This is a genomic window from Variovorax paradoxus (assembly GCF_029919115.1).
GTDB lineage: Bacteria > Pseudomonadota > Gammaproteobacteria > Burkholderiales > Burkholderiaceae_C > Variovorax > Variovorax paradoxus_O.
The window spans coordinates 678,834-691,529 of sequence record NZ_CP123990.1 but is presented as its reverse complement, the minus strand read 5'-3'; the positions used below and the strand labels follow the sequence as shown (position 1 = coordinate 691,529).

Sequence of the window (12,696 nt, the reverse complement as noted above, 5' to 3'; positions counted from 1 at the left end):
GCCGCTTGCCCCCATCCCAGCCTTCCCCCGAAAGGGGAAGGAGCAATGCATCTAAAGGACACTCTCATGACCACCCTTCAAAGCTACATCGCCGGCCGCTGGATCGGCAAGGAAAGCGCGCAACAACTGCGCAGCGCCATCAACGGCCAGGCCGTCGCCAGCACGCATGCCGAGGCCATCGACTTCGCCGAGGCGTTGAACCACGCACGCAACGTCGGCCTCCCCGCGCTGATGGCTCTCGATTTCCAGCAGCGCTCCGAGCGCCTGAAGGCGCTGGCCAAGTACCTGGCCACGCACAAGGAAACGCTCTACGCCATTTCCGCCCACACCGGCGCGACCCGCGCCGACAGCTGGATCGACATCGAGGGTGGCGCCGGCACGCTCAGCGCCTATGCGGGCATCGGCACCAACGAGCTGCCCTCCGGCAACCTGGTGCATGAAGGCCCGGCCTTTCCACTCGGCAAGAAGGGCGGCTTTGCCGGCACGCACATCCTGGTGCCGCGCGGGGGCGTGGCGGTGCACATCAACGCGTTCAACTTTCCGGTGTGGGGCCTGCTCGAAAAATTTGCGCCCAGCTTTCTGGCAGGCATGCCCTGCATCGGCAAACCAGCTACCGCAACAAGCTACGTGACCGAGGCACTGGTGCGGCTCATCGTACAGTCGGGCATCTTGCCCGAGGGCAGCCTGCAACTCGTGGTCGGCGGCACGGGCGACCTGCTCGACCGGCTCGGGAGTGCCGACGTGGTTACCTTTACAGGCTCTGCCGACACCGCCGCCAAGCTGCGCGTGCACCCGAACCTGGTACGGCAGTCGATACCGTTCAACGCCGAGGCCGATTCACTCAACTGCGCAATCCTCGCGCCCGACGTGACGCCGGACGACGAGGAGTTCGACCTCTTCGTGAAAGAAGTGGCACGCGAAATGACCATCAAGGCCGGCCAGAAGTGCACCGCCATCCGCCGCGCAATCGTGCCGCGCCAGCACCTCGACGCGGTGGCCGAGCGCCTGCGCGCGCGGCTGGCCAAGACGGTCATCGGCGATCCTTCTCGCGAAGAGGTGCGCATGGGCGCCCTCGCCTCGCATGCGCAAAGGTTCGACGTGGCCGACCGCGTGGCCACGCTGCTGCAAGGCGCCGAGCTCGTCTATGGCGAGCGTGACGGCTTCTCGCCGGTGGGCGAAGGCGTGAGCGAAGGCGCCTTCTTCGCGCCCACGCTGCTGTTGAGCCGCAAGCCGCTCGAACATGACGCCGCGCACGACGTCGAAGCCTTCGGCCCCGTCAGCACGCTCATGCCCTATGACGGCCTCGACGAAGCGCTCGCGCTGGCCGCGCGTGGCCGCGGCAGCCTGGTGGGCACACTGGTCACGCGCGATCCGGCCATTGCGGCCAAGGCCATCCCGGTGGCTGCCGCATGGCACGGCCGCCTGCTGGTGCTCGACCGCGAAGCGGCCGCCGAATCGACCGGCCACGGCTCTCCGCTGCCGCAACTCAAGCACGGCGGCCCGGGCCGCGCGGGCGGCGGCGAAGAACTCGGCGGCCTGCGCGCGGTCAAACACTACCTGCAGCGCGCCGCGGTGCAAGGCTCGCCCACCATGCTGGCCTCGATCACCGGCGAGCATGTGCGCGGCGCGGCGGTGCGCGAAAGCGAGGTGCATCCCTTCCGCCGCCATTTCGAAGACTTGCGCATCGGCGACTCGCTGCTCACGCACCGCCGCACGGTCGGCGAGGCCGACATCGTGGCCTTCGGCGGCATCTCGGGCGACTATTTCTACATGCACTTCGACGAGGTGGCGGCCAAGGAGTCGCCCTTCGGCAAGCGCATTGCGCATGGCTACTTCGTGCTGTCCGCGGCGGCGGGCCTCTTCGTGTCGCCCGCGCCGGGCCCGGTGCTCGCCAACTACGGCCTCGACACGCTGCGCTTCGTCAAGCCCGTGGGCATTGGCGACACCATCCGCGCGCGCCTGACCTGCAAACGCAAGATCGACCGCAACAAGAAGGACGCGAGTGGCCAGGGTCAAGGCGTGGTGGCCTGGGATGTGGAAGTGACGAACCAGGACGGCGAGCTGGTCGCGAGCTACGATATCCTGACCCTCGTCTCCAAGAAACCAGAATCCACCTGATGTTCGATCTCACAGGAAAAACAGCACTCGTCACCGGCGGCAATGGCGGCATCGGCTTGGGAATGGCCCAGGGCCTTGCCCAAGCCGGCGCCCGCGTCATCGTGGCCGCGCGCAACGCCCAAAAGTCGGCCGCCGCGGTCGAAGCGCTCAAGGCGCTGGGCAGCGACAGCTTTGCGCTCGAAATCGATGTGGCCGATGAAGCCTCGGTGCAGAAGGCCTTCGACGAAGCGGCTGCGCGCTGCGGCCGGCTCGACATCCTCATCAACAACGCCGGCACCACGGTGCGCAAGCCCGTGGACCAGCTGGCGCTGGACGAGTGGCACAAGGTGATGGACACCAACCTGACCAGCGCCTTCCTGTGCAGCCGGGCCGCGCATCCCCACCTGAAGAAGGCGGGCGGCGGCAAGATCATCAACATCGGCTCGATGATGTCGATCTTCGGCGCGCCCTACGCCCCAGCTTATGCCGCGAGCAAGGCCGGCATCGTGCAGCTCACCAAGTCGACCGCGCTCTCTTGGGCGGCCGACAACATCCAGGTGAACGCAATTCTCCCGGGCTGGTTCGAGACCGAGCTGACCGACGGCGCCCGCAGCCAGATTCCGGGCCTGTACGACCGGGTGGTCGCCCGGGCGGCCGCCGGCCGCTGGGGCAAGCCCGCCGACATTGCCGGCACGGCCGTGTTTCTGGCCAGCCGGGCGTCTGATTACGTGACCGGCACTGCGATTCCGGTGGACGGCGGATTTTCAATCTCTGGCTGAAGTCGGGCGGGCCGTGTAAATTCGGCCGCCATGCTCCTCTGGTTTCAGATTTTTCTTTTTGTCGCCGGCACGGCAGCGCTGCTGTACGTGTCGCGCGGCCCGCTGAGCCAGCCGGGCTCGCACGGCTTCTACCGCTTTTTTGCGTGGGAGTGCATGCTGGTGCTCATCATCGTGAACCTGCCGGTCTGGCATGTAGACCCGCTGTCGTTCACCCAGCTGCTCTCCTGCGTGCTGCTGGCGCTGTCGATCTGGCTGCCGATCCATGCGGTAAGGCTGCTCAAGGCCCATGGCAAGCCGACCGAGGCGCGCAACGACGATCCGGCGCTCTATGGTTTCGAGAAAACATCGTTCATCGTCAGCACGGGTGCCTTCCGCTACATTCGCCACCCCATGTACACGGCACTGATGCTGCTGGCCTGGGGCGCCTTCCTGAAGCAGTTCACCTGGCTCACCCTTGCGCTGGTGCTGGCGGCCACGGTGCTGTTGTTTCTGACGGCGCGCAGCGATGAGAAGGAATGCATTGCCCATTTTGGCGATGCCTACCGCGAGTACATGCGCCGCACGCGGCGCTTCATTCCTTTCCTGCTGTGAAGAGCCAGGGCTTTCCCAGCGGGCCGCAGGCCGCCCTCCTGTTCCTGGCGCTGTTCCTGTGCGAGTTCGTCATTGCCGTTGCGCTGCGCGACGCCAACCGTTGGCTCGGGCTGAACGACATGCAGCTTGGCGTGCTTGCCGCCGTGCTGGGCAACGGCTGCGTCTTTGCCGGGGTCATGCACTTTCAGCAGCTCACCTATCGCGAGTTGTTCCACCAGTCTCCGGCCTCCGCCCGGGCCACGCTGGTGCTGATCGTGCCGCCGGTGCTGCTGCTGGTGCCGGGACTGATGGTGGTGATAGTGTCGGCAATGAACCTGCTGGTGCTGGTCGCGCCGCTTTCCGCTTGGGAAGAATCGATGTTCAGCCGCATGGCCGACGGCAGCGTTGCCGCCACGCTTGCCGTGTGCGTGATGGCGCCCCTGCTCGAGGAAATGCTGTTCCGTGGCATCGTTCTGCGGGGTTTCCTGCAGCGCTATTCGAGGTGGCAGGCCATCCTGGGCTCGGCGTTGCTCTTCGGGGTGGCGCACATGAACATCTACCAGTTTTTCGTCGGGCTGGTCTTGGGCACGGTGCTGGGGTGGCTCTATGAGCGCACCCGCTCGCTCATTCCGTGCATCGCGCTGCATGCGGCCTACAACACCGGCACCATTTTCTTGAGCGACCTGCCCGAAACCATTTCGCTCGCGGACACCGCGCTGGCCTTGGTGGCAATCCTGGTGGCAACAGTGTGCGGCGTGCTGGCTTTGCGGCACATGCTGGTGGCACCCATTGCGCGCAGGCAAGCGCCCTGACGCAGGACGCCAATCAAAAAACTAGGTTTGCACCGGCCGGATCGGCTGCGCATCGACCGCGTCGCCATCGACGATGAAATGACCGCCCGCCACATGATGCAGCGTGCGGAGTTCATCGTGTCCCGTGAAGTTCCAGCGCCCCTCGGCAAACACGCGCGAGTCGGCCTGCGCAGCAATCACCTCGCCGAGGAACAGGTCGTAGCGCTGCTGAATGTGCGGCTCTGGCAACAGCCGGCATTCGAGCCAGGCCACGCAGCCCTCAAGCAAGGGCGCCGCAACGGCGGTGCCGGCGAAAGTCTGCAGCCCGTAGGCCGCAAACTTGTCGCGCCCATCGCGTTCGACGATCTCGCGCCCCGAACTGTTGCCCAAGGCTTCCGTCAGATCGAGCTGCGCGCGAGAGGGCACCTGCAGCGCAAAGGTGCCCTCGCTTTCAAGCAGCGTGCGGGTCCAGGTGCTCTTGTCGAGCACCACGGCCACCTTGGGCGGGTCGAAGTCCAGCGGCATCGCCCAGGCCGCGGCCATGATGTTGCGCTGCCCGCCGTGAGCGGCACTCACGAGAACGGTGGGACCGTGGTTGATCAGGCGGTAGGCCTTGGCCAGGGGAACCGGCGAGCGGTACGAAGACGACGATGCGTCGGGAGTAGCGGACGAGGAACGGGTCATGCGGCCAGCATGCCACGCCTTGCGGCTCTCCGCACGCGCTGTTCAGGGGTAACCGGCAGTGCACACGCCCTGAATCAATTAAGCCCTTCCCCCCCGACTAAGCATCCGCCCCGCCCGAGCCAGCACCTTCGCCTCGGCGCCACCGCCGCGGTACGCCAGCACGCCATTCACGAACACACGCTCGACGCCCAAGCTCACGCCGTGCGGCTTGTCGTACGTGGCGGTGTCGGCGATGGTCTCGGGGTCGAACACCACCACGTCGGCCATGCCGCCCACGCGCAGCAACCCGCGGTCGGCGATGCGCAGGTTGCGCGCGGTCATGCCGGTCATCTTGTGCACGGCCTGCTCCAGCGTGAACAGGCGGCGCTGACGCCAGTAGCGTGCGAACACGCGTGGGAATGCGCCCCACAGCCGCGGATGCGGATGGCGGTCGTGCGGCAGGCCATCGCTGCCGATCATGGTGAGCGGGTGTGCGATGACGCGCTCCACGTCTTCTTCCTGCATCTGGAAATAGCAGGCGCCGCCGGGCTTCAGGCGCAGGCACGCCTCCTGTTCGGTGGTGCCCCACTCGCGTGCAATGTCGGAAATGAGCCGCCCCGTCATCTCCGGGTAGGGGTCGGACCAGGTCAGCAGCACGTCGATGACGCCGTCGACCAGGTCTTCACGCAGCACGGTGGAGCCCGCCACGTAGGGGTACACGTCCATCGAAATTTTCTGCCGCTCGGCCAGCGCCTCGATCAGCGGCAGCGTTTCCTTCGTGCGGCCCCAGTTGGCGGGGCCGGCGCACTTGTGGTGCGAAATGACCAGCGGCACGCCCGCGCTGAAGGCTGTGTCACCCGCTTCATGCAGCGCTTCGATGATCTGCTGCATTTCGCTGCGCAGGTGCGTTGCGTAGACGCCGCCATGCCTTGCCACCACGCGCGCGAGCGCCGTCACTTCTTCGGCGGGAGCGGCAAACGCTTCTTCATAGAACAGGCCCGACGACATGCCGTGCGCACCCTCGGCCATGCTGCTGTCGAGCAGCATGGCCATGCGCGCCAGTTCGTCGTTGCTTGCGGGCCGATCGAGCGCTTCCATGGCCGCGAAGCGCAAGGTGGTGTGGCCCACCAGCGCCGCAACGTTGAGCGCGGGCTGCGTTGCATCGACAGCCGCGCGGTACTCGGCCATGGTGGCGTGCTTGAACGACTCTGCGCCCAGGAGCGTGAGCGGCGGCTTGGACTGCGGCGTGCGGTACGGCGCGAGCGAGATGCCGCAGTTGCCGGTCACCACGGTGGTGATTCCTTGCGACACCTTGGGCAGGCAGAGCGGGTCGCGCAGCACGATGGCGTCGTCGTGCGTGTGCGCATCGATGAAGCCGGGGGCTATTACCTTCTTGCGGCAGTCGACGATCTCGATGTCGGCCAGCGTCAGGCCTTCGGGCAGCCGCTCACGCAGGCGTTCGCCAAGCGCAACGATTCGATCGCCCTGCAGCAGCACGTCACCGGTCCACGAAGGCCCGCCCGATCCATCGACGACCAGGCCCGCTTCGAGCAATATGGCTTTGGCTTCTCCGCTCACGATGCGCGGCCTCCCGTGTTGATGCCGCCGCCGTCCCAGCTTTGCAGCGGGTGCGTGGCGGCGTCGATGCCGTGGCGCTGAAAGGCTTCGCGCGCGCGCTGCAGCCGTTGCACCGCGGGCTCGCCCCGTCGCTGCGCCACCAGCACCGTGAGAATCTCGATAGCGGTGAGGTGCGTCAGGTAGGCATCGATGCCCACATGCATCACCGCGTCGTCGGGCACCGAAAGGCCCAGCAGGAAGTCGGCCTTGGCCGCCAGCGCGGTGTCCGGCCGCGTGAGCGCGACCACCTTGGCGCCCTGCCCGCGCGCGATGTCCACCGCGTCGAGCAGCGAAGGCATGCCACCCACGTGCGAGATGGCGATGACCACTCCGCCTGGGCGCTGCGCCGCGCCCGCCACCTGCTGCAGGTGGTAGTCGGCCCAGGCATTGGCCGAGAGGCCGAGCCTGAAGAGCCGCGCCTGCAGATCGTTGGCCATGAACCACGAGGTGGCGCCCGCACCGTACAAGTCGACGTGCGGTGCGGCCGCAATGACGGCCACCGCGCCTTCGAGCACCTGCATGTCGAGTTGCCCGCGCACACCCGAGACCGAAGCCGCGGCGCTGCGCGCGATCTTGCTGACCACTTCGTCCGCCGCGTCCTCGATGTTCACGCGGCGGTGCAGCGGGGAGCCGCCCAGCGCGAGCTCTTGCGCGAGCGCAAGCTTGAACTCCCGCAATCCCGCAAAGCCCAGGTCGCGGCAGGTGCGCATGATGGTGGGCACCGAACTGCCCGAGCGCTCGGCCAGTTGTTCGAAGCTCTCTTCGAGCGCGCGGTCCGGGTCCTCGAGGATCAGGTCGAGAATTGCGCGGCGCGTGGCGGGTGCGCTGCTGCGGATCTCGCCGATCTTCTGAAGCAATGAGGGGGTCATCGGGTTCGCGTTGTTCAGAAGTGCATGGCGACGGCGTCGCTCACGCGGTAGTTCTCTTCGACCACCGGCATCCAGTGCCACTTGTCGAAGGTGGTGCAGGGGTGCGAAATGCCCAGGCCGACCCGGTCTCCGACCACGGGCGCCTGCGCCTCTTCGGATTCGTTCCAGCGCAGATAGGCGTGCTGGTCGTTCAGCGCGGTGATCTTCCAGCCGGCGGGCACGGCCTCGGCTTCGAGCATGCCGCGTGCGGCGCGTGCGATGGGCACCGGCATCGAGAGATCGAACGAAATGTCGCGCTTGCCGACCGCCAGAATCGCCAGGCCCTTTTCAGGCCGCGATTGCACCGTGGCCCACACCTCCATGGCGGGGCGCAGGCTCTCCCCGCAATCGCAACCCAGCCGCTCGTCCACCGCGCTCACCATGCGCTTGTAAAACCCGTGGTCGTGCGTGACATAGCAGCCCGAGCGCAGCAGGCCGCGCACGGGCGAACCCAGCGCGGGCTTGAGCCGGCCGGCCACCAGGTCGAAGATGGCCGAGCCGCCAGCGGAAACCAGCACCTCGGCCGTTTCGAACAACTGCTGCGTATCGCAGTGGCGCGCAATGGCTTCCACGCGGTCCATCAGCGTGGTGGCATAGGCCGCATCGGGTTCGCTGGCGCCGGTGGCGCCTTGACCTTCGTAGGTTTCGATGCCCACTAGCTTGACCGCATCGCTGGCGCGCAGCCGCGTGGCAAGGGCCACGGCTTCCTCGTGGGTACGGCAGCCGGTGCGTGCGCCTTCGACGCCAATCTCCAGCATCACCTCGAAAGGCACGCTCTCGGGGTGGCGCTTCGACCAGTCTTCGATCAGCGCGAGCTGCGCCAGCGAATCGACCAGGAACACCACGCGAAGGTCCGCATGCGCATGCAGCAGCAACTGGATGCCGGCCAGGTCTTCGTCGCTGACCACCTGGTTGGCGATGAGCGTGCGGCGGGCGCCGGCCGCGACGCCAACGGCGAGTTGCGTCACGGTAGCGAAGGTCAGGCCCCAGGCGCCGGCATCGAGCTGGCGCTGGAAGAGCTGCGGCGACATGGTCGTCTTGCCATGCGGCGCCAAATCGATGCCCCACTCGCGCACGCGCGACTGCATCCAGGTCAGGTTGTGCTCGAGCGCCTCGCGCTTGAGCACGGCCAGCGGCAGCGGCAGGTCGCCGGCGAGCACGTTCCACCCTGCGGCGCCAACCTCGCTGCGGCGGCGCGGCGGCTGGGTGCGCGGGTAGCCCTTGAAGTTGCTGCCCAGCAGCGGGTCGTTGAAATCGTTGATCTTGTCGGTGGCGGCTGTGGTGTCGGTCATGGTCGTGCGGCAATGTTGGAGAGCAGCTCTTTGCGGATGCAGGCGCTGTAGTGTCCGACGGAAATCTCATCGAGCGGCGGCACGGTCTGAGCGCAGGCCGCGATGGCGTGCGGGCAACGGGTGCGGAACACGCAGCCCGAAGGCGGAGAGATGGGGCTGGGAATGTCGCCCTTGAGCGCGATGCGTTCCGTGGCCAGCGTCGGGTCGGGCTTCGGGCTCGCGGCCAGCAGCGCCTGGGTGTAGGGGTGCGAAGGCCGCGCGAACAGTTCGTCGGTGGTGGCTACCTCCATCACCTTGCCAAGGTACAGCACCACCACGCGGTCGCACAGGTACTCGACCACGTCGAGATCGTGCGAGATGAAGAGCATGGTCAGCCCAAGCCGCTCGCGCAGGTCGGCCAGCAGGTTGATGACCTGCGACTGAATGGAGACGTCCAGCGCCGACAGCGGCTCGTCGGCCACGATGAACTCCGGCTCCACCGCGAGCGCGCGCGCCACGCCGATGCGCTGGCGCTGCCCGCCCGAGAACTCGTGCGGGAAACGGCTCGCATGCTCCGCGCGCAGGCCCACGGTTTCGAGCAGCTCGGCAATGCGTTTGTCGCGTGCGGCGGCGCCCTTGTGCAGGCCGTGCGTGGACAGCGCCTCTCCGAGGATGGCGCTGATGCGCATCTTGGGGTTCAGGCTTGCGTACGGATCTTGAAAGATGATCTGCAGCTTGCTGCGCAGCTTGCGCATGCGCTCGCCCGAGAGTGTGCCGATGTCGTCGCCGCGGTAGAGCACCTGGCCCGCAGTGCTTTCCACCAGCCGCAGCACGGTGCGGCCGATGGTGCTCTTGCCGGAACCCGATTCGCCGACGAGGCCCAGTGTTTCGCCGGGACGGATGACGAACGACACATCGTCGACGGCGCGCACCGGGCGGTCGCTGCTGCCGAAGTATTTCTTGAGGCTGCGGACTTCGATGAGAGGGGCGGCGGTCATTGTGGGGATGTTGTATTGGCTCCCTCCCCTTCCGGGGGAGGGTTGGGGTGGGGGCAGCCGGCCGTTTTATTGTTGCGACGGTCTCCACCGCCCAGAGCCCCCACCCCAACCCTCCCCCGGAAGGGGAGGGAGAAAGACAGGGGCGGCAGCGGGCGGCTCATGCAACCCTCGCAAGTTGCGCTTCCGGCTGCACCCGCGTGCAGCGCGCCTGGCGATCCTGGCGGATGTCGATGAGCGGAGGCATCGCCTCCTTGCACCCTGCCACCGCGCGGTCGCAGCGCGGCTCGAAGGCACAGCCGGGGGGCGGTGCGAGCGGGCTCGACACCTGGCCGCGAATCGCGAACAGCCGCTTCGGCTTGGGCTGCCCCGGCACCCGCGCCTTGCCCGGCAGGCAAGCCAGCAGGCCCTGCGTGTACGGATGCTCAGGCTGCGCGAACAGCGGCCGCACGGGCGCGCTTTCAACCACGCGACCTGCGTACAGCACCACCACATCATCCGCATGGTGCGCGACCACGCCGAGGTTGTGCGTGATGAACAGGATGCTCATGCCCGTCTCGGCCTGCAGCCGGCGCATGAGCTCGAGAATCTGCGCCTGTATGGTCACGTCGAGCGCGGTGGTGGGCTCGTCGGCAATCAGCAGCGTCGGGTCGCAGGCCATGGCCAGCGCGATCATCACGCGCTGGCGCATGCCGCCTGACAGCTGGTGCGGGTACTCGTGAATGCGCTGCGCCGCGGCCGGAATCTCGACCAGCTCCAGCATGCGCAGCGCATGTGCGAGCGCGGCCTTGCGGTCGAGCCCCTTGTGCAGCCGCACGCTCTCGGCAATCTGCTCGCCGATGGTGAAGACCGGGTTCAGGCTGGTCATCGGCTCCTGGAAGATCATCGACAGCTGGTTGCCGCGCAAGCTGCGCATTTCGCGCTCGCCGATCTTCAGCAGGTCGAGCGTCTTGCCTTCGCGCGTGACGAATGAAGCCGAACCGCTGACCTGTGCGTTGGCAGTCTTGGGCAGGAGGCGCATCAGCGTGAGGCTGGTGACTGACTTGCCCGAACCCGATTCGCCCACCAGCGCCGTCGTCTTGCCCGGCTGGATTGAAAAGCTCACATCGGCTACCGAGCGGATGAGGCCGTCTTCGGTGGGAAAGCTGGTGCTCAGGTTGCTGACCTGGAGACGCGGTGTGTTCGCAGCGGTCGTCATCAGAGCGTCTTCTTGAGCTTGGGGTCGAGCAGGTCGCGCACGCCGTCGCCCAGCAGCTGCAGCGAGAGCGCGGTAAAGATGATGGCGAGCCCCGGGAACAGCACCACCCAGAAGGCCTGGTGCGCGTACTGCTGACTGCCCGCGACCATGGTGCCCCAGGTCGGTATTTCAGGCGGCACGCCGACGCCGAGAAACGAGAGCCCCGCCTCGGCCAGGATGGCGTAGGCAAAGATGAACGACACCTGCACGAGGATCGGCGACATCAGGTTGGGCAGGATGTGCCGCCACAGGATGCGGGAGGTGCGCACGCCCAATGCACGCACCGCTTCGACGAACAGCAGCTCGCGCACCACCAATGTCGAGGCCCGCACCACCCGCGCCACGCGCGGCGTGTACACGAGCACCAGCGCCAGCACCGTGTTGATGAGCGAAGGGCCGAGGATGGCAACGAGCGCGATCGCCAGGAGGATGTCTGGGAACGACATCATCGCGTCGACCACGCGCATCAGCGGTGCATCGAGCCGGCGGAAGAAGCCGGCCATGAGGCCCAGCACCGTGCCGGCAACCACCGCGCCAAGGGCGGTGAGCGCCGCAATCGCCAGCGAGTAGCGCGCACCGTGCACGATGCGCGAGTACATGTCGCGGCCCAGTTCATCGGTGCCCAGCAGGTGCTCGGCACTCGGCCCCTTCAGGCGTTGCAGCACGGCGGTGTCGTTGGGATCGATGGAGGCGAACAGCGGCGCGCCGATGGCCATGACCGCGATGACCAGCAGCACCAGCGCGGAGACCATCACGATGCGGCGGTGCATCAGCTGGCGGAGCATTCGGGGCATTTGCATGTTGTTGTTCTCTCTCAAACCTTCACGCGCGGATCGACGACCGCATACAGCAGGTCGATGGAGAAATTGATCAGCACGTAGATCGCCGCAATCACGAGCAGCGCGCCCTGGATCACCGGGTAGTCGCGCCGGAGCACCGCGCTCACCACCAGGTTGCCGACGCCGGGCAGGCCGAATACGGTTTCGGTAATGACGGCGCCGCCGATCATCAGCGCCACCGTGAGGCCGATCACCGTGACGATGGGCACCAATGCATTGCGCAGCGCATGCTTGAGCACGACCACGCTCTCGCTCAGGCCCTTGGAGCGCGCGGTGCGCACATAGTCTTCACCGAGCACGTCGAGCATCGAGGCCCGCGTGAAGCGGATGATGAGGGCCGAGTTCAAGAGGCCGAGCACCGTGGCCGGCAGCACCAGCGCATGCAGGCGCTCGGCAAACGGCGCGTCAGGCGCGCCGTAGCCCGACACCGGGAACCAGCCGAACGACACTGCGAAGATCTGGATCAGCACGATGCCGAGCCAGAAGCTCGGAATGCTGGCGCCGAGCATGGCAATGCCGGTGAACAGCTGGTCCACCACCCGTCCGCGGAACACGGCCGAAACAATGCCGCAGGGCACGCCGATCAGCGCCGCAATGGCCACGGCCATGAGCGCAAGCAGCGTGGTGGGCTCGGCCCGCTCCCACAGCGCCTGCGTGACCGGCCGCTGCAGGAAGATGGAGGTGCCCAGGTTGCCCTGCAGCACCTCGCGAAGCCAGTAGCCGAACTGCACCGGCAGCGGCTTGTCCAGGCCGTATTCCTTTTGCACGCGCGCAATGTCGGTGGCCGTGGCCTGGTCGCCCAGCAGCACCGACACCGGGTCGCCCGAAGCCGCACGCGTGAGCACGAAGACGAGCACCGCCACGATGGCGAGAACCACCAGCATGCCGGCGGCGCGGGAAGCGATGTAGCGGATCATGGAGTGCGGTCT

General features: G+C 67.0%; 12 protein-coding genes. 4 read left to right on the top strand and 8 right to left on the bottom strand.

All coding sequences use genetic code 11. The features are described from left to right. The first annotated feature begins 66 nt into the window (after nt 1-66). From paaZ to QHG62_RS03235, 4 genes are read left to right on the top strand one after another with little or no spacing between them, the layout of a single operon-like run. Nucleotides 67-2,118: a phenylacetic acid degradation bifunctional protein PaaZ gene (paaZ, locus tag QHG62_RS03250; RefSeq protein ID WP_281149396.1), complete on the top strand. Its 2,052-nt coding sequence runs from the start codon at nt 67-69 to the stop codon at nt 2,116-2,118. Beyond that, entirely contained in the window at nt 2,118-2,876 is a 759-nt protein-coding gene (locus QHG62_RS03245) for an SDR family NAD(P)-dependent oxidoreductase (protein WP_281149395.1), read from the top strand. Before paaZ ends, QHG62_RS03245 begins: the two co-directional genes overlap by 1 nt. 30 nt (nt 2,877-2,906) lie before the next feature. Continuing rightward, nucleotides 2,907-3,467, top strand: a complete 561-nt coding sequence (locus QHG62_RS03240) for a methyltransferase family protein (protein ID WP_281149393.1) — start codon at nt 2,907-2,909, stop codon at nt 3,465-3,467. After that, nucleotides 3,464-4,258: a CPBP family intramembrane glutamic endopeptidase gene (locus QHG62_RS03235; protein WP_281149392.1), complete on the top strand. Its 795-nt coding sequence runs from the start codon at nt 3,464-3,466 to the stop codon at nt 4,256-4,258. The genes QHG62_RS03240 and QHG62_RS03235 overlap by 4 nt, the downstream gene beginning before the upstream one ends. Nucleotides 4,259-4,279: 21 nt before the next feature. Here the strand turns inward: QHG62_RS03235 and QHG62_RS03230 are convergent, their stop codons facing one another. From QHG62_RS03230 to QHG62_RS03195, 8 genes are all read right to left on the bottom strand, one after another. Further along, complete coding sequence (locus tag QHG62_RS03230; RefSeq protein ID WP_281149387.1) at nt 4,280-4,921, bottom strand: flavin reductase family protein; 642 nt, start codon at nt 4,919-4,921, stop codon at nt 4,280-4,282. 78 nt (nt 4,922-4,999) lie between these two features. Further along, entirely contained in the window at nt 5,000-6,478 is a 1,479-nt protein-coding gene (locus QHG62_RS03225) for an N-acyl-D-amino-acid deacylase family protein (protein ID WP_281149386.1), read from the bottom strand. Further along, nucleotides 6,475-7,386, bottom strand: a complete 912-nt coding sequence (locus QHG62_RS03220) for a MurR/RpiR family transcriptional regulator (protein WP_281149385.1) — start codon at nt 7,384-7,386, stop codon at nt 6,475-6,477. Before QHG62_RS03220 ends, QHG62_RS03225 begins: the two co-directional genes overlap by 4 nt. Nucleotides 7,387-7,400: 14 nt before the next feature. Continuing rightward, nucleotides 7,401-8,717, bottom strand: coding sequence for an amino acid deaminase (locus QHG62_RS03215; protein WP_281149383.1), 1,317 nt, complete (start codon nt 8,715-8,717; stop codon nt 7,401-7,403). Continuing rightward, complete coding sequence (locus tag QHG62_RS03210; RefSeq protein ID WP_281149382.1) at nt 8,714-9,694, bottom strand: ABC transporter ATP-binding protein; 981 nt, start codon at nt 9,692-9,694, stop codon at nt 8,714-8,716. The genes QHG62_RS03215 and QHG62_RS03210 overlap by 4 nt, the downstream gene beginning before the upstream one ends. Nucleotides 9,695-9,851: 157 nt before the next feature. Beyond that, entirely contained in the window at nt 9,852-10,889 is a 1,038-nt protein-coding gene (locus QHG62_RS03205) for an ABC transporter ATP-binding protein (protein ID WP_281149380.1), read from the bottom strand. Continuing rightward, nucleotides 10,889-11,728 (bottom strand): ABC transporter permease, encoded by an 840-nt coding sequence (locus QHG62_RS03200; protein WP_126745583.1) that lies wholly within the window; start codon nt 11,726-11,728, stop codon nt 10,889-10,891. The genes QHG62_RS03205 and QHG62_RS03200 overlap by 1 nt, the downstream gene beginning before the upstream one ends. 14 nt (nt 11,729-11,742) lie before the next feature. After that, nucleotides 11,743-12,684 (bottom strand): ABC transporter permease, encoded by a 942-nt coding sequence (locus QHG62_RS03195; RefSeq protein WP_281149379.1) that lies wholly within the window; start codon nt 12,682-12,684, stop codon nt 11,743-11,745. Nucleotides 12,685-12,696 lie beyond the last annotated feature (12 nt).